This window comes from Dawidia cretensis, from assembly GCF_018598175.1.
Taxonomy (GTDB): domain Bacteria; phylum Bacteroidota; class Bacteroidia; order Cytophagales; family Cyclobacteriaceae; genus Ohtaekwangia; species Ohtaekwangia cretensis.
Genome location: NZ_JAHESE010000019.1, coordinates 104022 through 127831, shown reverse-complemented (window position 1 = coordinate 127831; position 23810 = coordinate 104022). Strand labels below are relative to the sequence as shown.

The following is a 23810-nucleotide window of genomic DNA, read 5'->3' as shown; positions in this document are numbered from 1 at the left end:
GTGAATCTCCTGGTGATCTTGAAGCGGCATCAAATCACGAATAGATGTTTTTGCAGCAATCACCACCTTCAACTTGGTCAGCTTCTCGAGCGGGTCCAGACTCCGGATTTGCGCATTGCCGCCCAGGTTAATCGAGTCGAGCGTCGTAATCCGCGCCAGCTCTTCCTTACCAGGTTCGGCTGCCGTGCGCGCTGCATCCCGGAAGATCTTTTGCCATACGGCCGGCAGAGTATCCCACCAACCCTTCAGGTCCTCCGAGTCAAAGATCACCAGCACACCCGGGTTCGCGGCGATAAAAGCATCCGCCGCTACGCGGTTAATGGCGGTATGATCACAGTATACCTTCTCGAGGTGTGTTAATGCGTCCAGTGGCGCCAGCGTTGCCACCGGCGTATAATTCACATACAAAGTCTTTAATCCTTCCAGACTGCTCAACGGCGTGAAGTCAGCATGGCGAGTGCTGTCCAGTCGCAGGATCATCAGCTTCTTCATGCTCTTCAAGCCGCCTAAGTCGGTTAAAGCCGTTTGCGAAAGGTTCAATTCTTGCAAATTCACCAACGGCTCCAATACTGTCGATTGTGCCAGCGTTGTTCCGCTCACATCCAGCTGTTTCAATGACGTAAGCTTGCTCAACACAGTAAAGTCGTCGGCCTCGAGGTTCTCCATTTCCAGGAACTCCAACCGGGTCATACGCTCTAAGGCCGCGAGATCGCGTACCTTGGTGTAGCCGAAGTTGAGACGCTGCAGATTCTCGGCATACTTCAGCGGTGTCAGATCGGCAACACCGGTGTGAGCCAGGTTCAGATCGACTAGCTCTGTCAGGTTACGAATGGGGCTGATGTCGGTAACAAACGTATTCGATAGGTCCAACGTCCGCAGGCCTACCAATGCCGCCAGCGGCTCGATGTTCTGAATATAACTGTTGCGGCTCAGGTCCAGCGACTCGATGGCCGTGATGGTCTTGATGTCGCTCATCGTCACGCTGTCGGCCAGGCCCAGCTTGCGGGTAAAGATCGCCTGCCACTCGTACGAAAGTTGGTTCCACCATTCCAGCAATGCTCCCTTCTCGTTAAACTCGTTGGTGTAGATGCTGACGATCTTCAGATCCTGATCGTCGGGATTATAGTTAATTTCGACAAAGCGCTTCAGCGTGCTGTTGACGGCTTTCCCTGCGACGGTGGTACCTTTCATGTTGCGCCGCAACGTTACTTTGTAAAAGAGCTTGTCGCCCGCCAGGGTCTTCTGCTGAATTTCATCGATTGTAAATTCAAACTTGACGTCGTCGAAAAAGAAGTCGACGTCTTTCAGGTACGCCTGTACGTCTTTGTTGGTGATGACCTTCCGGTCCGCATCCAGGTCGTCTTCGATCTGCACTTTGCCGTCGCGGAAGATCTTGTTATAGCTCTGCGTCACCAGCACGTCTTTATCCCGCGCCAGGGTTTCGCTGCTACCCAGGGTGTTCAGCACATATTCCAGGAACGCCACCATGTCGCGCACCTTCGCCTCGTGGCCCGTCGCATCAACGGGCTTCGCCGTCACGTCGGGAGGCGGCGCCGTTTTGGTGTCCTGCTTTTTAGGAGCAGTGGTCGGCGTAGTCTTCTTGGCAGGCTGTTGACCTTTCTTGGTGGTCTGTCCCTTCTTCGCCGGCTTTTTTTGCTGGGCTTCGACAGGGGCTACAAACACCAGTAGCAGGAAAACTGTGATCAGCCACAGTTTATTTCGTTTCATAATACAAGTACTTTCTGAGAATATTACGTTCCGACTCGCTCTTCAGACTCACCAGGTTCGAGATCAACCAACCGTTGTTGTTGCCCGGGCGGTTAAACTCAGCAAGCTCAAAGTACCAGCCGGGAATCTGAAAGAAGTGGAACTTCACTTCGTCTACGGTCTTAAATTTAAGATTTCCCTTCTTGATCTCATATAAGAACACCGAAAGATGATCGGCTACAAAGCGCTTACCGGCAAACTGGCTGACACTGTCGCTGTTCTGAAACGCCTTGCGCAGGTTCATAAAGTCCAGCTCGTGGCTGAGGGGATGCAGAAACTTGCCCACCTTGGTGGTATCGCGCTTAAAGTACGGATCAAACATATCCGCATGTACTTTGTCGATTACCCACTTGGTGCCCAGGTGATCTTTCTCCAACGTCAGGAACAAGACAATGGTCTGAGCCTTATTGTTATACAAAAAGGTGGTGTGCACCTCGGCAAACCAGTTGCCGCCGTGGAAGTCCAGTATAACAGGCTTGGTGCCTTCCAGCACGTCCTTGCCGAACTGCGCCTTCAGGTCGGCTTTTATACCGGCGTTGCTGGCGTCGAACAACATGCCCAGATACTTTTTGCGAAGCTTCACACTTTGGTATTGCCGGTCCTTAGCATCGTACCGATCACCCTTGTCGTCCTCCTCGCCGTTAAATCTCCGGAAAAATTGGTTCACTTGTTTGGTCTCGGCGTACAGCCGGCTCTCATCATCCATGTCGGAGACGAGCTGGGCCTGTACCGACGATGTCGCGACCAGGCCCAGTACCAAAGAAAAAAAGATGGCTGCTCTTACGTAGATCATGCACTCGTTTCAGTCACCCGGATATCACCCAGCATTACATCCCAGAACTCGATGATACGGCCCTGGATCTGAGTTTTCTTCCGCTCTACATAAATGGTAATATCTTTCTTCGTGGTGTCTTTATACTTCAGGCCGTCGTCGGACTCGCCTTCAAAACGTTGGTAGATGGTAATCACGCCTACATAACGCCCGTCGGGCTGACGCTCCAGGTCGCTGATATAATGAATGTCATACCACTCGATCGAAACACGGTCGTAGTTCAGGGCCATGAGGCGCTCAAAGTATTTGCGCACCTTGTAATAGTTGACTTCTTTGCGGTTCAGCGAAGAAACACCCATTTCGCTGTCGGGAGCAAAAAGCTCTTCAGCACGATCCATCACACGCTGTGCTTCGGAGAATGGCGTCTTCTTGTTGCCGATGATGCTGATATACTTGCTCAGATCACGCACCTTCTCCAGGGCGAGCGAGTCGATGGCTTGTTTTCGGGAAGGGCTGATCTCACCTTTTTGCGCGGACACCTGTCCCAGGATACATACGCTCAGCAAAAGGGCATATACATATTTTATAGAATGCATGTTATTATACGTTTTGAAAATGGAACATTATTTCTGCTTCACCAGCTCAACCTCTTTGATCTTACCGGAACCGTCAAATTGAAGATTACCAATGCGGTCAGCCGGCTTCTTCTGATCTTTGAGATAATTTAAATAGTCTTTGATGTTGGTGGGACGATCGTAATCTTTCTCACCACCTTCTTCGTGAATCACGATCAGTACCGGTGTTGACGGCGACGCAAACAAGGCGAGCGCTTCGTTGATGCTATTGTTAGCAGCGCCGGGGCTGGTGGCATTGGCTATAGCACTGAAATATTGTTCGAGCTTTTTCTGAGGACCAACAACTTCCCGCTCCGCACGGGCACGTGCTTCGGCATCGCGGCGGGCTTGCTCATCGGCCTCACGGCGACGACGTGCTTCTTCTTCTTCACGCTGTTTGCGGGCGGCAGCTTCTTGCTCCATGCGAGCTTTTTCGGCCGCCTGTTGTGCCTCCATGGCTTTCTTTTTACTCTTACAACCGGCGCCCATCGCCATCACTACGACCATTAAGGCCAATATCATGAATCGGGAAGATTTTTGAATAAGAAGTGTCATGTCTCTTGTTTTTCTGTTTGATGATATTTTTTCTCTCCTAAATTATCGTGCCTATTTTAAAGAATTACCGGCACGCACGAAAAAAAACTTACAGACTAAACGCGCTGAGCGGTCTTTAGTTGTTCCGCTGATATTAAAATCGGATTAATAGCCGCACTGGTAGATCGTTAACCGATCCGTCCGGTTAAACCGGGATACAATATCTATATAGAATTATCCGGAGCCGATAACTTCACACATTCCGTAAATAAAAAACCCCCAGTACCGGGGGTACTGGGGGTTTTCATGTTATCCAAAGCTGCGATTAATTTAATCGGGTCACTTTGACTGCGTTCAGGCCTTTTTTACCTTTCTCTTCCTCATACTCAACCTCGTCGTTCTCGCGAACCTCGTCGATAAGACCAGAAACATGGACAAAAATGTCCGCGCCTGAGTTGTGGGGTTTAATGAAGCCAAAACCTTTTGCTTCATTAAAAAACTTTACTGTTCCTTGCATTGTATTATGTATTAAAAATTACTAAAACTGCCGTGCGGTGGGAATCAACTCATCGTACGTAACAACGTCAAAATATACTGAAAGCAATCTTTACGGTATTAACTTAAGGAAGGCAAACAACAAAATAATAGTGAGAATAACTTTGCTGGAGGGCAATTTCTTAAATGCCTGGCAAAGATACGACAATAAAACTCTAATTTCCTAAAGGAGAGCCAATTATATGACAACAACTTCAAAACAAACCCGCACCTTCGATTTAGGCCGATACAAGATCAACCGCCTGGGATACGGCGCCATGCAATTGACCGGTCCCGGTGTATTTGGCGACGCCCCCGACCGGGCTAAGGCCAAAAAAGTCTTACAAGAGGCTGTCGCCGCCGGCGTAAACTTTATCGACACCGCCGACGCCTACGGTCCGCACACCAACGAGTCATTAATTGCCGAAGCATTGCACCCTTATAAAAAAGACCTGGTCATCGCGACAAAAGGTGGCTTTAGCCGTCCGGGACCAGGCCAATGGGTACCCAACGGCACCCCTGGGTTCATTCGCGAAAACATCGAAGGCAGCCTGAAACGCCTGAAAGTAGACACGATCGATCTCTGGCAATTACACCGGTTCGATTCGAACGTGCCCGTGGAAGAGACACTTGGCCCCGTAGTCGATGCTGTGAAAGCGGGAAAAATACGTCACGTTGGATTATCCGAAGTAGATGTCGCCCAGATCGGGCAAGCTGAAAAGATAGTACCCATCGTATCGGTTCAAAACCTGTATAACCTGGGCAACCGCAAGTGGGATAATGTGGTGGACTATACCGCGCAACGCGGCCTGGCATTTATACCGTGGTACCCCCTGGCATCCGGCCCCGAATCCATGGCCGGCAAGATCAGCAGCATTGCCGCCCGCCATAACGCCACAACGGCCCAGGTAGCGCTCGCGTGGCTGCTTAAACGCTCGCCCAATATATTGTTAATACCCGGCACCAGCTCAGTCGGGCACTTGCACGAAAACATGCAAGCCGCCGACATCGTGCTGACCGACGAAGAATTTGCCGAGCTTTCTAAATAAAGATCATTCCTGGCAAGGCTGCGCAAAACGGGCCTTGCCAGGAAACTATACCTTATAGATTAATGTCTTCGATGCCCGCAATCTCGGTCGAGACTTCCCCTAACCAACCGGCATCCTGGTTGGTGCCGGTATAGATTTTAATAAAATCGATGCCCGTCAGGCTTACCGGCGTGCCACTGCCGTTCACTGCCCAATCAATATCAAATGTCGCGTTCGTGTCCGCATTGAGCACATTGTCCGCATAGCCCCAGGCAAACGCCGGTGCCAACCAGTGCTCTGCTAGTGGGTCCGGGTTGCTATCGTACGCATGGTTCGCCAGCTTTGTGCCCGTAAAGGTGATGCTGTTCCCCTCCCACTGCGGGTAATACGAGGCCTGCGTATGAAACGAATTGCGCTTCACTACGCCCGAGCCGCCCTGGTTGTCCGTCCACGGTACATTAGCATTTAGCGGACTGGGCTTGGTGTACGTGATCTGGTAATTTTTGATCGTGCCGGTAGCATTGTAAGCACTGCCGGCCAGCTCATACCACGCATCGTCGGGCAAACCGTTGGCATTCACATCGCGCGACACCATGACAATACCGGGCTCAGCCCAATCGGTAAGGGCATTGCCATATACTTTAAAGTCACGTGCGCTGGCCACGTTCGCAATGGTGTGATCAAAGCCCACAACAATATTGCCACCGAAGCCGCCCAGGGACACCAGACCATTGGTTTTACCCACCAGCGCTGTAGCAGCCTTCGTCGCCATTTGCGCCGCGGTATTGCCGGCCGTGTACGGGGGCAGCTTGTTGATAAATTGTCCCGGTGCAGGCGCATACGTAAACACCTGCGAAATATACTTCGTAGGCACCAGTAACGTAGTTCGCGCGCGTGCGTCTTTCAGGGCGTCGGGGGTAGCCGACTGTGCGGTAGTAGAAACTTCTTCGTACGCAGAATCCGTACAGCCGGCCAGGCATAGTAAACCTGCCATGCACATGAGTAACATGTTCTTTTTCATAGTCAACTTTTTTGTAAACGTTTAATTATAAAACCTCAGAAACCTCTGATTCTACTACCGAACAACATGCAGAGGTTGAACCATACGCTGGCCATGAATACGCAGAACGCGACCCCGGTCATCCGTACACCCGTTCACCGCAGGCTACAAACTCTGATGGCACGGGGCAGGTCTTCTGACTTTCCTCACTCTCAACACCTTCCCGTCTCTGGTCGAAACAGTGGTTTTGTCGTTGAGAGCTCGTTCCGGCAGACGCCGGGTGAGGATTACAGCAGCGGGAACTGTCCAGGATTTACACCTGATTCCCTTTTAATCACGCTGCCATTCAGCAGTGTGAACCCTATGGTGAATCGAAAATAAAAATTAAATGATCACGAACCAAGACGCCTTATCGGGCCTACGGCTCGTTCAACAGGTGCACCCATCCTTTGTAGCGCTTCACGCTTTTGCGCGGATCGAGCACATCAAAGGTGACTTCGGCACTATAATAATAGACGGCGGGCGACAGCAGGGAGCCGTTCTTGTCGCGTCCGTCCCAGTCGATATAGATGGAATTGATATCGTCCCGGTAGTCGCCGGTGTATGAATATACTTCCCGTCCCCACCGGTTGAACACCTTGAACCGCACCGTCTTCACGAACCGGGCACAACCATTCTTGAGATGCTCGGGGACCGCACAATCGTCGGAAGCACAGGTATAGTCGCGTAGGCTATACGCACTAAAGACCGGGTTTGCCGCATCGCCGTTCGGACTGAAGACATTCGGCAACATATAGTTCGGGCAGTTGTCATTGCATACGGCGTCGCTCAGGTCACTTTCGTTGCCCGAGTAGTCAACGGCCGATATTCTGTAACATGCCGCATACGAGCTCAAGCCTTCGTGTACAAACATGCGCTCGGTGGCAGCCACTTGTTCGAGCAGTGTATACGCGCCTCCCCATGTCGCAGTCCAATAAATGCGATAATACTGGATATCCGAAATGCACACCCCTGCTTCGCCCGGTTCCCACTGCAAGGTGTTGGCATATGTTCCCGGACGGGCGATGCAAAGCGTGGCAACCGACAGACGCTCACAATCCAATAGCGACACCGTGAGCACCGGGGTACAAGGCGCCAGCGTATCGCCCGGCTGTACGCAAATACGCTGGGAATAATTCTCCAGCGGCTCGGGTATCCGTTGCGGGTTGCCATACCCCCCGCGCGTCATGATGCGATAACAATACGTTGTGCCGGGTGTAAGGCCACGGTCCACATACTGCAGGCCACCGGCCGTCACGTTGACCGAGTCCACCAACCGCAACTGATCTTCGGCATCTTCCGCCCCGCCCCGGAAAATGTAATGATAAGGATGTGCCTCTATCTGGTTGGACCACGGTACATGTGCCGACCAACCCAGGGTAATTTGATCCTTCTGCGAAGTTGAGCCCGCCCTTACCGACGACGCCCAGGCGGACGATCCCAGCAGCAAGATTGTATCGTTACCCGACTGCGGACTCTTTTTCGTGCAATACCCCAGGATGTTATAATTGTAGACGTTCAACTCCGTGTTCAAGCCACCGTCCAGGTACGTGGTATCACCGAGCAACGTCGCCACTAGGGTGGAGTCGTTCGCCCGGTCAAACCCCATACCACGGTACACCCGGTACTCATACGGCGGCGGGTATACAGCGGGGTCGACATCAAATGGTTTCTTCCAGCTCACCCGCACCAGGCCGTCTTGTGTATCCGTTCGCTCCACCGACACATTTGTAATAATCGGTACATCGGCCAATACAGGTCCCACACAGATCTCTTGCGAAACATAGCTCTCTCCGCCGCCAGGCCTTGGATACACCGCCACCAGCCGGTAACAATACCGTGCGCCCGGCGCGAGCCCCATCCCGTTGTTGGTATCGACATATTGCCCTGTGGATTCGTTTGGCGAGAGACGTGCCGACACTGTGTCGATCAACGTATAGCCTAAGCCCGGTGGCATGCCCGTTTCACAATGGTCGGGCTGGAAGTTGGTGCCGCCTACTTTTCTCCATAGTTGTATGGTCTCCGCATTCTGACAGGTATAACGATCCCATTTCAGGGTCGCCGTACGCCGGGCGGCATTTAATTGCGCATCATTCCAGATCAGCGCGGGACCCACCACCGTGATGCGCCAGGCCTTGTAGACAGCCAGTCCAAAGGTATCTTCGGCCTTGAAGTACAAGGTATAGGGTTGCTCCCGCACATGCTCGCAGCGGGTGTACCAGGTAAACCCCGCATACGCCGGCGACTTTTGAAAGATGGTTGGCGAAAATGTGGCGGGTGATTCGCGCAATGAAAATACCTCCGAGGTGGCGGTAATGCGCACATCGTCGGGCGGCGAATCCAGGTCGTATGCGTTGATATATTCCTGGATCTTGTCGCCCGCCGTCACACAAATATCTTCCGGTATGATCAGCTCCGGGCGTTTGTTATCGCAGTCTTCTACAACAATCTGCATATCGCGGCGCACAAAGCCCACCTGTTGATACGTCCCGTCGGTCTTACGCCGCCAGTCGATGACGATAAAAGCAATATTGTACTCCCCTACCATGCCGGGAGCATCCCAAACAACGTTACCGCTTTGGTCAATGGTAAACGTCGGTATGCCGGTACCGGCTTCGTTGCCCTGGGCATATTGCGTGTAAAACTTAGCAGCCGCTGGACTCTGGTAGTTGAAGACCGAAGCACCACGGTCGCGGTAGGGAACGACCATCTGGTAAGAGATGCTGTCAATGCCGTCGGGATCGACCGCCTGAGGATTGTGAAACCAGGCCACGCCCGTACACGCCCGGCCCAATGGCGGCTGTCCCAGGTGCACCGGAGTATTGCAGCCCAAATAAGGATCGACGACCACCTGCGTCTCGAGGTAAAACGGCGTCTGAACCGGGCTGTCCATGTTTAAAATCCCCGCGTTCCGGTACTCCTCCACATAGCTGACCGTATACGTGCCGACATCAAAGTAATGGTTGATCTCAAAATAGACATAGGCAGTGCCGGGCGGCATTCCTTTTGTAGAATAACGGGGATCGTTCGGACGGATTTCCGGCACATTGACCCGGGCGCTTCGGTCGCCAAAATCGAGGTAATCATTGGGCCCGCCAAAAAGCACATCCGTGTCTTTGGTATTGATATATACCTCAATGCGCACGGCATACGTAATACCACCGCCGCTACCACAGTCGCCAACCCTTGTTAACCTGATATTGCCCGCGCGCAGGTGCGTGGCATAGGCAGGGCCACCGGGAAATAAAAGACAAAAAATAACCAGCAAGAGCAGCAAGCTACCCTGTAGAGCAGATTTGTTTACCAACATAGCGATAGTACAAATAGGTTAACGACAATACCACACAACCAACCACACGCCACCTTAACGCCAAAGAGAAAGGTAGCGTATGCAATCCCGAAGAAAATGTTTTAGCAGACTCAAACCCGCCACAACATACCATTATCCATAAAAAAGGAGTGCCCCACTGGAGCACCCCGAAAGTACAATAGCCTGGTGATCGTACCGGCTAGTCTACCGCTGCCTCGGCGTCTTTCACCACCACCGGCCAAATACCCGGTTGCGGTACGCTTACACCTTTTGTTTGTCCACGCTGAGTATCCGAGCCGAAATAGTATACCGGCCAACCTTTATACGTGAGCTGTTTCTTACCAAAAACATCGATCGAACCGAACAGCGTCTTGTCCAGGGCAGAAGGGACCTGGTCCGGCGTAGCTTCAAAGATCGGCCAGATCGCATTCTTGGCTTGATCGGTTTCGCTGGTATAGTTGTTTTTGTTCTTCTTATCGAACTCGAATGTATACAGCGTACGACCCTGCGCATCGGTAAAGTATGTCACCGGGCCATCACCTTCCGTATAGTCGCCCGTATAGTGTTTATTGTCCGCGCCAATCAGTTGAACTCTGCCAAGTTGAATGGTATAGTCAGGCTTGGCTACAAACCAAACACCGCCTACATTTTCACCGGTTGTTTGACCGGCTGCTTCCCGCACGCCGCCCGGCGCATAATAGTACAGTGGCCATCCTTTGTAGGTAGTCTGTGATGCACCATTCGCCGTAATCGTACCGAAGTCGTCAAAATCCAGTCCTTCGCCTACCAGGTCTTCGGTCAGGTCGGCAGCATGGAATACGGGCCAGTTGGCAGCGCACCCGCCTGTACAAGTATTGGCACCGGCTACGTCGGTAGCAAAGTAATACAGGGTATTACCATCGGCGTCTGTCAGAAACGAGCCCCGCTCTGCCGTGCTGCCCAGTACCACGAGGTCATCCGGTTCGGCCGGTGTGTTATCGTCATCGTCGCTGCAACCGACTACAACAGCCGCCAGGGCCGCCGTAAAAAAAATGCCCCGTAAAAAGAGCATACGTGTGTTAAACAATAGTTTCATACAGATTTAAATTTGTTTAAGGGTGTAAAAGAAAAGTTGTAGAAAAAGGTATCCCAGGAAGCGGCCATCGGGCCGCTTCTCGAAATAGCATACATACTCAGGTAGTGAAGCTCACGCCAACGTGCGGAGCCTTATGTCATTTGCCCTTGTGCGACTTCAGCTGAAAAGCGCGTGTCACGTTAAAGCCCAGGTGGATATCGCCATCGAAGAAATCGCCGTCCGTCTCGGTAATAAACGTCCGCTCGATCATACCCCGCGTGTTGGTCATCACGATCTGGAACACGTGACCGCCGGTCTCGATATCAATCGCCAGGCCAATGGCATCCTTGTAGGGTGAGTTATCGGTTGCGTTCAGGCGGTAGTAATACTCGGCATTTACGGATACGCTCCGGGTCAGCTTGATGCGGCCACCGATGCCAATCGCAGCCTGTGTATTCTCTGAATCGCCTTCGCTCAGCGCGATGTAATTTTTGTGTACCACGGTCGGCATCAGCTGCAGTGACAGCTTCGAAGTAAACCGGCGCGCAATCAACAGCTGTCCGGTGTACGACAGCCGATCGATCGTTTCAAAACCCACCGGTGTGTCATCCTCCTTGGGCGACGTCTTATACGCCCCGCTGCCAAACGCGGTAATCGTAAACGGTACGCCTGCTTTGGTCTGACGCAACAGCTTGTATTTCAGGTAGCCGTCGACCGTCTTGTCCACCGAGTTACGACCAATGCCAACGCTCAGGTTATCGGTCAGGCCATACTCCAGGCCAATGCGTACGAAGGCATCGTCCAAACCAAACATCTCATACAACCCGCCGTTAACACGTCCGAAACGGTGTGAAAAAATAAACTCCAGGGTGCCAGCGCTGGTGGTCTCTACCGAGTGGCCGTTCACCAGCCGTGATCCCTTAAAGGCCTGGCCAATATAGCCCTGATCTTCCTGGCCTGTGGAGAGCTCTTGCAATAGCTCATCTTGTGCCCGCGCCGAAAACGTCAAACATGTCGTAAAGGCCAGTGCTGTAAAAAGTGTTTTGAATATAAACCGCATAGTTCGTGATTATTGAGGCTTGTAGGTTACTTGAATGGTTACGTCCACCTGCTCGGCTATATTCTGCCACAGCAGTTTGGGGATCTGCACGTTGTAGTCCGCCAGCTTGACGACAAAGTTTGATTTCATCAATAGCTTGTCGCCTTGCTTTTCAACTTGTCCGGCGATCTCGACAGGCCGCACCACACCGTGTATGCTCAGTTTGCCCTTCGCCGTTACGGACTGTGTTGCCGGCCCCGAAGGCGTATAGCCCTGCAGCTTCCCGGAAAACGTCGCTGTTGGATATTTCTCCGTTTCCATATACTTCTCGTTGAAGTGTTCCTGCATCAATGCTTTGTCAAATTGAAAGCCCTTGATGGGAATGGAAAAGGCAATATCTCCACTGGTCGCGTTAAACAAGCTGGAAATTTGCGTGTTCTCCGCCTTGATATCTTCCACTGTGGCCTTCGAGAAAAAAGAGGAAGCTCCTTTCTCGGCCTTATACTTTTGTCCCAGTGCCGGCAAAACCATTGCCAGCGCGAGGACTACGAGGATCACACGTCGTTCCATAAACCCGATACGGTTTGGTTAGGACTAATTATTAAGCGCACCGTCGTCCACCCAGCAAGCAATCTGGTCGATAGCTGATTGTGACAGCGCTGTTCGCCCCGCGGGCGGCATGCTTCGGGCACCCGTGCGGGCCTTAATCGTGGCCGCGTTGGCTTTTATATTCGTGAACTGGGTGAAGTTCGGGCTTTGCGAGCCGGCTACGTGACAGCCTGTAACGGCACAGTTCGTCTGAATGATATTCTGGACATCGCCGCTATAGGTCACACCGCTTTCACCACGCGCAACGGTAGCACTAATCACTTGTGAGCAGTTATTCGCGTCACGCACCGTGACAGAATATTGTCCGTTGGCCAGGTTTTCGAATACAGGGTTCGCACCAAAACTGCCTGTGCCCAGTTTATACTGGAAAGGCGTCTTTGTACCCGTAGCCGTTACCGTAATGGTACCGGTGTCTTCGCCACAGCCGGTATCACTTGTTGCTTCGGCCGAAGCCACCAGGTCGCTCGAAGGCACCTGTAGGGCAACATCCGTCGTCGTCTCACAACCGTTGGCGTCTTTCAACGTAACGGTATAGCTACCACCCAGCAACTGGCTGAATGCACCGTTTGCCTGGAAGGTACTACCGTCGATGCTGAACTGGTACGGCGTACGACCGCCCGTACCCGACACGGTGATGGAGCCGTCTTCGACACCACATCCCGACGGATTACCCTGGTTATCTACCGCAAGGGTCAAACCACTCGTGGCGCAATCCACCATTTCTTCTTCAGAATGGTTTGCACAGGCGCTGGCTAACAGGCCTATTAGAAAAAAATGGACATAGTTCGCCCTGCGAATCATAAAATTCTTTGTTTTTAGTTAGAGTTGATACTTGAGTGAGAAGAAAACCCCCGAGCTCACCAGGTCGACCTTGCCTTCGCCGACGCCGGAAAGAGGAGCTTTGAGAAAGGGTTCCGCCTGTACCTGGAACCGCCTGCTCAGCCGATGCTGTATGCCGATAGAGATGTTTAACATACTAGCCCAGTCGTTGTTTTTACGTGTAAAAGTTTCGTTGTATATATAGTCCTGCGTGGGACCTTTTACTCCATACGTATAATCTTCGTTCAACATGATGTACGACGATACACCGGTCGTGATCGAGAAATTGGTGCGCGCCTCCGGTCGTATATAGTACGTCACGTTCAGCGGCAGGTCCAGCACGCGGCACTCGCCGTCCAGCCAATCTGCCTTTACCGTGTACGGTCCCGAACCGTATGTCTTCTCGGGGTTCTTGCTGGTATAGATCTTACGCGACCAGATGGCACCCGCAGTAATCCCGATACGCTTCATCGGCATAAACTCTACCAGCAAACCGACGTTGATGCCCGACTTACCCGGACGCTTGTACCCAATCGTACTGAAGTCCGGCGACACCGGCAGCTTGATATACCAACGCAACACCTTTGCCTTCTCTTGCTTCTCCTCTTCTTCCTGTGCCGCTACAACCTGTGTAGTATCTTTTTTCTCCGCTTCCTTCACCTGGGCGCTGTCTTGTTGTACAGCTGCCGCCAACGCTTCCTGCCCCGAAATAGTCTCGCCTTTGTTACGTTTCCGCATCGGTGGACCATGCACACCCATTAGGTCGCCCTTTTCCCGTACATACACGTCGTCTGCTTCACCCGCTTGCTTGTCGCGGTCCGAAGCTTGTGCGGTACCAGCCTGATCCTGGCTGTCCCGCACCGCCTCTTGGGTATCAGGGTAAAGACCTATTTTCTTTTCATCCGCCTGCACGCCGGCTCCGATCTGTTTGTCATCCTTCGTTACCTCGCTTGCCACGGGCTGTTGTTTATTCTTTGTATCTGTTGCCGATGTAGACACTTGATCTTGTTGTTCCTCTGTCGCAGCACCCTCTTCTTTTACTCCAGCGGCAGCCTCCTCCATACCTTCTACGCGATTAGCCTCCGAGGCTATTTTCGATTGCTCTGATCCGACCGGCTTTTTATCCGCCGTGGCATCTACCGGACGGCCTGCGACCCGCTGTACCGCGATCATACTATCCTGCTGATTCGATACAGCAGTCGCAGACTTACCTTGTTTTGCATTCACCTGTCCCGTCCGGCCAGTTTGGTTAATTGTCCTATCTTCCACGCCGGTGCTGACCGCTGTTTCGCGCTGTATCCGGCGGCGATTGTTCGTTGCTTCCAGGCCGGCTTCCCCGGTCTTGTTGTTATTACTGCTTCCACCGACCTCTTTCAGGCTGGAAACAGCATTTGTCTTATTGACTGCCGTCGTATTCTTAGCTGTCGTATTTCCTGCCAGGGCCTGCCGGGATGTTTCCTCCTCCTGCGTAGTTCCCCTTGCACCCGTCCGTACCGTAGCCGCCTCCTCACCGTCGTCGGCAGCATTGTTCGGCAGCTCGTCTGTTGTCGTTCCCGGGATGTCCTGTGTCGGCGTGCCAGCGTCTCCACGGTGTGTCGGCACGGTCCGGGCAAGTGCAGTGTCTGTATCCGCCGAAAGCAGTGGCATAGTCTCTACTACCGTTGCTTCCTGAGGAGAAGTCTTTCTATCGTCCGACTGCCATACCGACCATACGGAAGAGAGCAGCATTGCTCCCACCAGTACGCGCAGTGTGATGCGCCGGAAAAAAGCAGCCTTGTCGTCACTGTCCAGACGTGCGCGCAGCATCTCCCAGTCCTGCGGATCGTACGCAGGCTCGAGGCCGCTTGCTGCCTCCCGGAACAGCTTATCCAACTCTTTGTCTGACATCTCAGGCATACTTTTTCACATTAATCCTTTTCAGCAACGTCCGCAGCTGCTCGCGCGCTTTAAACAGGTTAGATTTAGAAGTCCCCACTGAGATTCCCATCTGGGCCGCAATCTCCTCGTGCATATAACCGTCTATCACGTACAGGTTAAAGACAGTTCGGTACGCCGGTGTCAATTGCTGCACCATCATGACCAATTCTCCGTAGGACAGTGTGTCCAGCGCATCTCCGTGTACCGACACCACTTGCGCGGCGGCAGCCTCCAGATCCTGATGATGCTCGTGCTTACCCGATTTGCGGTACTGATCAATGGCCGTATTGATCATGATCCGCCGCAACCACGCTTTAAACGAAGACTGATCTTCGTGCTGGTTCAACCGTGTGAACACTTTCATAAATCCATCGTTCAGGATCTCCCGGGCTTCTTCCCGAGAGCGCGTGTACCGCAAACAGATGCTCATAGCATACCCGTAAAAATGCTCATAGAGCACCTTCTGGGATTCGCGGTCGCCCTTGAGGCAACGTTGAATGATTGCGTTAAGCTGCTGCGGGTCTTCCAAGCATTCTTAATTTTTAAATCTTCCCCAAGACGGGCCTTGTCCGGGGCAGGTTGCCTGCACTTGAAAAAAAATCAACAGGATTCCAGGATGTATGGGGAAAACATCCCGAAGGTAATTATCATTCAGGCACTTCCGCAATCGATGTCGCCTATTTTACGACAGTGTAAACCCGCAATTCCTGTAAAGAGAAAAGATTGCCTTTGAACGTTTATGGAGTGATGCACCTATCGCAGATAAAATACCCCTTTTAGCCGGGCCTCTTCCCATGGCCGCTGCGAGCCCTTCGAAAGCTCCTCCACATGGTTGCGTGTATTCATAAATACATCCTCGATCCGTTGCGATACCTTCATTTGTTTAATCAGCTCGCCAGTATACAACCCGTGCGCGCCCGCGCCGTCGGAAGCCACCGAGCCGGGATCGGTCGCGTATGCGATGATCATCCCCGAAGGTGCATTGACTTTGGCCAGTCCCGCCCCACCCCGCTTACCGGTCGGGAACGGGTTGTTACGACACGCATCCAGGATGATCATGTTCAGCCCCTCGTGATTTGTCACTTCCACCGTGCGCAGCACCCCCGTCAACGGAATGGTCTTCTGCCGCACGTCCAACGCCGATTGAATGTCCGCGTCCACCGGCACCAGGTAATTGGCGCCGTCTACCTCCAGCCCGTGCCCGGCATAATAAAACACCGACACATCCACATCCTGCACACGATCGCCAAACGCATAAATGGCATTCTTCATTTGCTCGTAGGTTCCGTCTGTGATCTTCAATACATCAAAGCCCAGCTCGCTCAACGTGGCGGCCATACCGTTGGCATCGTTCACGGTATTATTGAGCTTGTTGGTATACTGATACGAAGCGTTACCGATCACCAGGGCGACCTTCTTCTGCGAAACCTTGACTTTACCGGTCACACCCGCCCTGCCGGCTACCGTTGCCCTGGGCTCATAGGTGATGTAAAAATCTTTGGTTGTTGTTTTGGCCTCCGTACTCTCGGCCGTTATACGCACTTTGTTCTTACCGGGCAGCAAGTCTGCCGCGCCGGTGAAGTGACGGTCGCCATCCAGCGTCGCTTCCTTATCGTTAATATATACCTTAGTGATCCGCTCGTTTCCTTCGATTGTACCTTCCACCGCCGCTTTATCGGTATCCACTACCTGACTGGCATAACTACGGTCTAATCCCGGTGTATTGATCTTGATCTCCGCCGGTGTGTTGCGTTCGATGTAATAGAGCTGCACCGCACCTTTCTGCAACCCCACGGCTAAATATTCACCATTCCCGGATATTGCCAGTGCCGAGGGCGTACCCGGCAAGGATACCGTACTGGTGATCTCTGCCTTCTCCAGGTTTACCGTCCACACCGCCGAGACATCTTTGGAAATATAGGCCACATGACCTGCGCCAGGCGCAAACGACATTTCGTCGACACGATAACGCATCGGCACGCGTTTGGTTTCATTACCCGTCAGCCAGTCGTACGACAAGATCATGTTACGACGCTCCGGCTGGTTCCGGCCCTGCATACCCCCCTTTGGAATAAACACCTCTTGTAATCCCACTACAAACCGATCACCCAGCGAGTTCATGGCTGCAGCATGCAATACAGAACGTGAGCCGGTATAGTCACCGCTTTGCAGCGTCAGCTCGCGCAGGAATTTTTGCGTGATCGGATTCCAGCTCAGCACGCTGCCTTGCTCGGTAATCATAAACAATTGTTGTCCGAAACGATCGTACCCCACAAACATGGGGTTTCTAACAGTAGCCGGCACACGTATATTTGCATGCGTAAGGTTTGCCTTCAGATCGAAAAGCTCGAGGTTGTTGTCCCGCGTATAGAGCACCAGTGTTTGCCGGGAAGGATCGAGGTTAACCAACACCAGCTTCGCCGGCACCTTTGCCGTACGAACGCGATCGAAGTTACCGGTGGTATATTGGTATATAGCACCGCCCGCCGTAACAACGACAAACTTATTATCTTGCTCGGTAAACGAAGTATATAGTACCTTTTCATCGGCGGACCACTGCTTCACCAGGCTCCTGTCTGCTACATCCCAGATGGATACAGTTCCTTTTTCATCCACCACCGCCAGGTACTTCCCCGCCATGGAGAACGTCATCGCCACCACCTTTATGGGGGTATCGCGGGTAAGCGCCTGGTATGGTGTAAGGAAAATATCCTGCGCAACAAGCGACGCAGCAAGATTTAGTATAAGCGTGACCGATAGTAAAATGCGAAACATATATAGTTCGTTTAAGATGTGGAGCTCATATCAACGCGCGAAGGCAACCAATTGTTTTGATTCCCGTTACAAAAACAAATTTATACTGAACCCTTTTAATCATTCAAACAAACCACATGAAAAAGTCTTTAGTAGTTGCGCTTTTAATCTTAGTCGTAGGAACCACTGCGTATAGCCAGCAGGATAAAGGTGACGTCAACGTCACCTTTTCCGGCACCTACACCAGCAATAAGTTGTATAGCTTCGGGCAGATCTTTATCAAAGGCGGTTATTTCGTAACCAAAAACATCGAAGCCGGTATAAAACCGCAGTTTCTCTTCGGTGATGGCTTCTCGGGCACCGGCGTCGGCCTGTATGGCACCTATAACTTCCTGACCAAAGACGCCAAACTGGTGCCGTACGCGGGCGCCGAAATCAACCACTCCAGCCTCAAATCCGGCGGTGGTGAAGAGTCGGGCAAAATGAAACAAACAAACATGGGCCTATACGGCGGCAGCAAATACTTTATTACCGAAAGCCTGAACGTCGATGCCGGCATGAACTTCTCGTTCAACCTGGCCAGCAACCCTTCTGAAATGGACCTCGGCATGATCTTCCAATTCCAGGTAGGCGTGGGCTTTATCGTCGGCAACGTCAATAAAAAGAAAGTAGTAGCCGAGTAATCTCGCGCACAACAAATAATATTAAAGTTGGTGAAGGTGAAGCGGTGAGCTGGTTCCGTCCCTCCGGAACCGCTCACTTGCTTTTTCCTATCGCACATTCACTGTCTTGATACCTTCCCGGCCAAACAACGTCGGGAAATACATACACTCCACCCGCGCCGGGTTCAACGCATAGGTTCCACTGAATCGCGGTATCAGCTCCACGGTATACCGGTATACCCCGGGCTCGAGGTGTTTAAAGAAGATCACCGTCTTTTCATACCGGTGCTCACGATAAACTTCTTCGCGGTTCGCTCCCGGCAGCTTGGCGCCATACGAGCATCCCGCCGGGATCGGGATCTCTAACATGACATACTCCGCTGGGTGTTTCACCGTCACGGTAGCCGTCAACCGTACGGGCTTACCCGCCGCCAGGCGCAGGCTGCCAGGCTCAAAGGCCGTTGTCACCGCAAAATCTTTATCTACCGGCGCTGGATTCTCCACCCGGTGTTGCTGGTGGGCCGTCAGGTATACCGGCCAATCACCTGTTTTGGAAACCTGCAGCGTTGTAACGTTCGCACGGAATGTATAGGGGAATGCGTGAATCGTCGTATCCTGTTTATCGCCCGACAATCGTAACGCTACATCATGGTCCGCGCGCTGCGACATATTCGTAAGCGTCGGCGCGAGCGTTTCCAACAGCAACGACGACTCATACGTGTTGCGCCAATGTTGCCCGCGCATCTCCAAGAAATAATAGCGAATACGGGTCAGGTCTTGCGGTGCCACTCCCCCCTCTTTCGCCAATAACTGGTACACCTGCCAGGTATTGGTCAGCGCGTTGTCATCGACCGGACCGTCATATACCCCCCAATAATAATTCCCTTTGGAGGTCATCTGTCGCATAGACTGGATCCATGCCCGATCGATCTTGCCGCCCGTGAGCTGCACAATACTTTCTACCAGCAACCGCTCGCGCAACGTGGCCCGGGTTGATTGCCGCACGGCATACACAACATCTTGCGCCGCCACCGTCTGGCCCTGCTCTAACAGGAATTGCATCACGGCAAGCTCGACCGGCAGGCTATCGTGCGATAGCTCACCCGCCAGCGTACGAAACAACAAGGCTCTATCAACCGGTACGGCATAACCCTGCTGTGCAGCCAGCTGCAGACTACGCGCGACGTGCAACGTCACCCATACATCGGTTGCACCGCTGTTCCACCAGGCCCATGCGCCATCGCGGTTTTGATGCGACACCAGCTTCCGGATAAGCTTCTCGATGGCGGCCTGCTCACGAAACTCCTTCTTCTGGTACGTCAACAGTTGTTGCTCCACCAACAGCGCCCGTAACCGCGAGGCTAACTGCTCATTGCAGTCATAGGCATACGTTTTTAAATAAGCCACCTCTTGCAGCAACACATCCGACAAGTCGCCCTGCGCATGGATCGTGACAGCGGTTGTGTCCGTAAAGCGCCAGGTAAACGTCGTATCGCGCGCCAGGCTGGCAAACATGCCCGTTGTCTCCAGCGTGCCCCGCGGGTACACCGGCAGGGTTCGCAGCTCGCCGTCACGGTACAGTCGCGTGGAGGCCGTATAACGAACAGATATAGAATCATGCCCCGCTGTCTGTAAGTAAATGCTGTCGATCACCGCACGATCAGGCGCTACGCTGTCGCTGCGTTGTACGCTACCATTCACCACGATACTGCGTGTCACGCGCAGCACCTCGTTGCTGTGCTGCGTGATCTTACCCAATGCCACGGCGCGATCGCCGGCCACCACCACCTCTTGCAACATTTGGACATCTGCGTATAAACTGACATTCACCACCGACTGATCTGCCATCCGCTCCTGCGTATCATATCCTATAAAAGCAAACACAAGCGTAGCGTTCGGGGGGCAGTCCAGTATGTAGTATCCATCTACGCCACTTACAGTTCCTTGCGTGGTTCCCCTGACCATCACATTTACACCCGGGATTGGTAAACCCGTTTCATCTGTCACGCGCCCCTGCACGGCCCTGCCCCAAGGCTGCCGTGGTGCAGAAGGGACATAGTATTGATTGCGCAGTCGCGCTACTTCCTGCTCGCGTTCGACGGCATCCAAAGGGCCGGTACCCAACCACCGTTGGGCTGCCGCCAGCGCCGCCGCGCTGACCGGGTCGGCGGCCAGCAACGAGCTATCATCCATTGTGCGATAGGTATGACCATACGGCCGCACCACCAGCGAATCGACCTGCATGTATTGCCCTGTCTCAAAGACGACCACCACACGGTACGTTCCCACCGGCAAAGTCCGGCCCAACACATTTCCCGCAAACGGGTATTGCTCCTGCGGGTCGTCAAGCCGAATAAAACAAGTGGTGGTCACGGCAAGCCCCCTTGTCGCAGGATATGGATCCAGCGTTACCCTGCCCATGCGTTGCGTTGTTGCGGACAGGCCGGGAGGCTGCCGGTAATGAAAAAACTGTTTTACCGTTCCCTCCGGCAAAAACCGTATACGTTGCGCCGTATAGGCTCTGTCGCGTAAAAGACTGAAGCCCATGCTCCAGGACCGCGATCCCTGCTGAATCCTTGATCGAACATCAACCTCCTTCAGAAGCAACATGTTGTTGCGCAACTGATATTGATAGTCCAGCGCAATCGGAAAGGTCATGCGCACGCTATCGTTGTGCGTAATGGCTGCCATTCCGGGGTAAACCGGCCCCACCAGTAATGTATTCCAATACCGCCGGCTATCTTCCCGGCCATTCAATGTGAGGTAATGATCTCCCTGCTGCAAGTATGTACTCTTGGCAATCCCCGCACGCTCAACCGGTATAAAATGTGTCGCAAGCCCGACTACCTCTTCCTTTGTCAATTTATAGGGCATTTTCACACGCGTTGCGTACACGGGCAAATGATTATAATCCAACGATAAAATCAGTTTCTGTGCCGAGTCTATCCGCACGTGGGGTAGCGTGATCTGTGACAATGGCAGACGCACGGTAACCGTATGCTCACCGGGCCGCACGGTGAACGAATACGGCTGTTGCAAGGCGCCGTCATAATACACCACGCGTCCATCGATATATACAATATGCGCCGGCATGACCTTTCCTTGCAGCACAACAAACGGCGCGACCTGCGCGACGTCGGCAGGCTGCCGGTTTTCAAAGTATCCACCGTCGGGAAACAGGAAGCGATAAAACAACAGGCTGTCCAGCCCCAACCGGGCACCCCAGGTAGTATATGACAAGGGCCTGCTTAACCACCGCTTTAAACGCTCCCCCATAAATACATTCCGTTCCTCCCGCTTGCGTGGCATCCTCCCTAAGTTGGGCACGGCGACATCGGTCGGCATCGTAAACTTGCGCGTATAGGCATACGCTGTCAGGTCGACATCCCGTACCGGCTGTCCGCGCGCATCGCGTACCGTGATCGTAATGGGCGCCCGTTGTCCGGGATATACCTGTTCAGGATGCTCTACGCCAATGGCCAGCTCGCGGGTATCAAAGGTGAAGGGATGCTCCTCGTTGTATACATTACCACCCCAGGTGTATTGCACAGACAGCGTATAGGTCGCCCGGGCGTCAGCCTTACGTTTCCACAACACGTCCACATCTTTCCCCGACGCAATCAATCGGCTGTTGCGGAAAAGAAAATACCGGAAGAGAATATGCCGTGGGTTCTCGGTCTTCACATGCAATGAGTCGTGCGTACGTCGCGCGGTAAACACCAGCGCCGCGGCCTGGTCACGTGGGGCCAACGACACGGTGCTGTCGGCATAGTGCACCCGGTAGAGTGTCGCGGCATAGCGCACCTTCTCCTGATAGGGCAACACCACTTCGCGCATGGACGATATACCGACACCAGTAAAGGTTTCTAACCGCACCGGACCCGACACAGGATATTTACCTGCATCCCAGGCTTTCACCTGCAACGTATCGCCCTGCAGCAACAACGCCACGGGAAACGGTCGACGATTATACGAAAGCGATACAACCTTTTCTACCCGTTCCTGGCTGCTGTTCAGAAAAGAGACGACGGCCTCATATCGTAACGCCACATCGGGCATCACACTATCGGGCAACACCACCGCGGTCTCGCCGACAGGATCCAGCGCAAGTGTATGATACCACAGCGTATCGGGCACAAAAACCTGGCGCGGAAAATATTGCTGCACCCGTACGGGGCGCAGCAATATTTCTACCCGCGCGTCGTACACCGGAAGATCATTGGCATCAACGCCTTTCAGGTATAACAATGAAGGTTCTCCGGGTCGCCCCTGCTCCACCCGCACGGAATAGGTGTTTTGCTGTAACACATAATCCTGAAACTGAAAGCTGCCCTCCGGCAGGGTACGTCGGCGACCACGCTGTAACCGGATGAAATAACGGCGATCACGCAAAAGGCCCAGGCTATCATGCAAAACAAGCTCATGGGTGTAAGCCCCCGGGCGAAAAGGTTTTGCAGTACCCAACTCTCTGTCAGACATATCATCGCGATAGCTGTTATCCGAAAGGTACAAATCCACCGGCTTGCGAAACCGACGTCCGCGTGGTGAAACAATATACGCCTTCAACCGCACCGTGTCGCCGGCTTTATACACCGGCTTATTCATGGCCACATATCCGCCCATACGCACATCTCCCCAAAGCGGGCTAAGACGATAATAAATACCAGGCGGCGACAATCGATCGCCATATACCAGGTTTGAAATATTTCGTTTGACGTAATGGTACGGTGAGAGCAGAATCTTCACCGGCGCCGAGTGGAGAACCTTCCGACCTGTGCGCACGACCACGCCGTTGTTCGACTGACGCTGGATCATAAAATACGAGACATGGCCCCCGTACTCCACCCGCAAAGTTCCCTGGCGGTTAGCGCTGGCCAACCTGTATGTGCCACTGACTGTATCGTATGGGATATTCTTTTGTCGCACATACACCTGTGCATCGGCAACTTCCCGCCCCAGCGAGTCATACAGCACCAGCACAAGGTCCCGCCGGTTGTTCAATACTTTCAGGTCTACATTGTTAACCGAACGTAGCTCCCCTCCCAGCTCGCCACCGTTGGCATACAGAAACATATAATGCCCCACCGGCAACGTGCGGGCATACGTCGAATCCGTCGGATACACATCTACCAGCGTATCGAGCATAGACACTTCAAAATCGCGAATATTGTCGTACAACCGTTGAACCTCGCCCGGCCGGACCTTATAAATAAACGTATAATAACTGGACTGACGACGCGTGGCGAGATCCTGATCCTGCGGGTGTGCCGGCAACGCAACGGCCAGCAACCAGCATATCACACAGGCGGATCGGTAAAAGTCCTGCATAGGAAATAGGGTTAGTTCCCCTCAGGATGC

Annotated in this window: 17 protein-coding genes and 1 riboswitch; of the genes, 2 read left to right on the top strand and 15 right to left on the bottom strand. The window is 53.0% G+C overall.

Annotated elements, in window-relative coordinates:
• The 5 genes from KK062_RS17935 to KK062_RS17915 form a co-directional block, all read right to left on the bottom strand.
• Positions 1 to 1728, bottom strand: a 1728-nt coding sequence (locus KK062_RS17935; protein ID WP_254085714.1) for a leucine-rich repeat domain-containing protein, incomplete at its 3' end; no start/stop codon positions are given.
• Positions 1715 to 2560, bottom strand: coding sequence for a hypothetical protein (locus KK062_RS17930; protein WP_254085713.1), 846 nt, complete (start codon positions 2558 to 2560; stop codon positions 1715 to 1717). The genes KK062_RS17935 and KK062_RS17930, both read right to left, overlap by 14 nt.
• The gene (locus KK062_RS17925) at positions 2557 to 3135 is read right to left on the bottom strand and encodes a hypothetical protein (protein WP_254085712.1); all 579 of its coding nucleotides are present in this window, start codon (positions 3133 to 3135) and stop codon (positions 2557 to 2559) included. The genes KK062_RS17930 and KK062_RS17925 overlap by 4 nt, the downstream gene beginning before the upstream one ends.
• A gap of 27 nt (positions 3136 to 3162) precedes the next feature.
• Positions 3163 to 3675 carry a nucleoid-structuring protein H-NS gene (locus KK062_RS17920; protein WP_254085711.1) on the bottom strand — a complete coding sequence of 171 codons (513 nt, stop codon included), beginning with the start codon at positions 3673 to 3675 and terminating at the stop codon, positions 3163 to 3165.
• Between the two features lie 337 nt (positions 3676 to 4012).
• The gene (locus KK062_RS17915; RefSeq protein WP_254085710.1) at positions 4013 to 4204 is read right to left on the bottom strand and encodes a cold-shock protein; all 192 of its coding nucleotides are present in this window, start codon (positions 4202 to 4204) and stop codon (positions 4013 to 4015) included.
• A 220-nt stretch (positions 4205 to 4424) separates the two neighbouring features.
• On the opposite strand from KK062_RS17915, the gene KK062_RS17910 reads away from it, so the two are divergent.
• Positions 4425 to 5270 (top strand): aldo/keto reductase, encoded by an 846-nt coding sequence (locus KK062_RS17910; RefSeq protein ID WP_254085709.1) that lies wholly within the window; start codon positions 4425 to 4427, stop codon positions 5268 to 5270.
• A gap of 52 nt (positions 5271 to 5322) precedes the next feature.
• Here the strand turns inward: KK062_RS17910 and KK062_RS17905 are convergent, their stop codons facing one another.
• The 9 genes from KK062_RS17905 to KK062_RS17865 all read right to left on the bottom strand — a co-directional run bounded on the left by KK062_RS17905 (position 5323) and on the right by KK062_RS17865 (position 17811).
• Positions 5323 to 6270 carry a hypothetical protein gene (locus tag KK062_RS17905; RefSeq protein WP_254085708.1) on the bottom strand — a complete coding sequence of 316 codons (948 nt, stop codon included), beginning with the start codon at positions 6268 to 6270 and terminating at the stop codon, positions 5323 to 5325.
• A 148-nt stretch (positions 6271 to 6418) separates the two neighbouring features.
• A riboswitch (cobalamin riboswitch) is annotated at positions 6419 to 6628 on the bottom strand.
• 39 nt (positions 6629 to 6667) lie between these two features.
• Positions 6668 to 9598 (bottom strand): T9SS type B sorting domain-containing protein, encoded by a 2931-nt coding sequence (locus tag KK062_RS17900; RefSeq protein ID WP_254085707.1) that lies wholly within the window; start codon positions 9596 to 9598, stop codon positions 6668 to 6670.
• A gap of 199 nt (positions 9599 to 9797) precedes the next feature.
• Positions 9798 to 10673: a hypothetical protein gene (locus tag KK062_RS17895; RefSeq protein WP_254085706.1), complete on the bottom strand. Its 876-nt coding sequence runs from the start codon at positions 10671 to 10673 to the stop codon at positions 9798 to 9800.
• Between the two features lie 136 nt (positions 10674 to 10809).
• Positions 10810 to 11712 (bottom strand): DUF5777 family beta-barrel protein, encoded by a 903-nt coding sequence (locus KK062_RS17890; protein ID WP_254085705.1) that lies wholly within the window; start codon positions 11710 to 11712, stop codon positions 10810 to 10812.
• A gap of 9 nt (positions 11713 to 11721) precedes the next feature.
• A complete protein-coding gene (locus tag KK062_RS17885) occupies positions 11722 to 12261 on the bottom strand; it encodes a YceI family protein (RefSeq protein WP_254085704.1) in 540 nt (179 codons plus the stop codon).
• A 24-nt stretch (positions 12262 to 12285) separates the two neighbouring features.
• Positions 12286 to 13101 (bottom strand): hypothetical protein, encoded by an 816-nt coding sequence (locus tag KK062_RS17880; RefSeq protein ID WP_254085703.1) that lies wholly within the window; start codon positions 13099 to 13101, stop codon positions 12286 to 12288.
• Between the two features lie 18 nt (positions 13102 to 13119).
• Complete coding sequence (locus KK062_RS17875) at positions 13120 to 15015, bottom strand: outer membrane beta-barrel protein (RefSeq protein ID WP_254085702.1); 1896 nt, start codon at positions 15013 to 15015, stop codon at positions 13120 to 13122.
• On the bottom strand, positions 15008 to 15565 hold the full coding sequence (locus KK062_RS17870) for an RNA polymerase sigma factor (protein WP_254085701.1): 558 nt from the start codon (positions 15563 to 15565) through the stop codon (positions 15008 to 15010). The genes KK062_RS17875 and KK062_RS17870 overlap by 8 nt, the downstream gene beginning before the upstream one ends.
• A 224-nt stretch (positions 15566 to 15789) precedes the next feature.
• Complete coding sequence (locus KK062_RS17865; RefSeq protein WP_254085700.1) at positions 15790 to 17811, bottom strand: caspase family protein; 2022 nt, start codon at positions 17809 to 17811, stop codon at positions 15790 to 15792.
• Positions 17812 to 17927: 116 nt separating this feature from the next.
• Between KK062_RS17865 and KK062_RS17860 the strand changes: the two genes are divergently transcribed.
• Positions 17928 to 18473 carry an outer membrane beta-barrel protein gene (locus tag KK062_RS17860; RefSeq protein WP_254085699.1) on the top strand — a complete coding sequence of 182 codons (546 nt, stop codon included), beginning with the start codon at positions 17928 to 17930 and terminating at the stop codon, positions 18471 to 18473.
• Between the two features lie 87 nt (positions 18474 to 18560).
• On the opposite strand, the gene KK062_RS17855 is transcribed toward KK062_RS17860, so the two are convergent.
• Positions 18561 to 23780 carry a carboxypeptidase-like regulatory domain-containing protein gene (locus KK062_RS17855; protein WP_254085698.1) on the bottom strand — a complete coding sequence of 1740 codons (5220 nt, stop codon included), beginning with the start codon at positions 23778 to 23780 and terminating at the stop codon, positions 18561 to 18563.
• Positions 23781 to 23810: the final 30 nt, after the last annotated feature.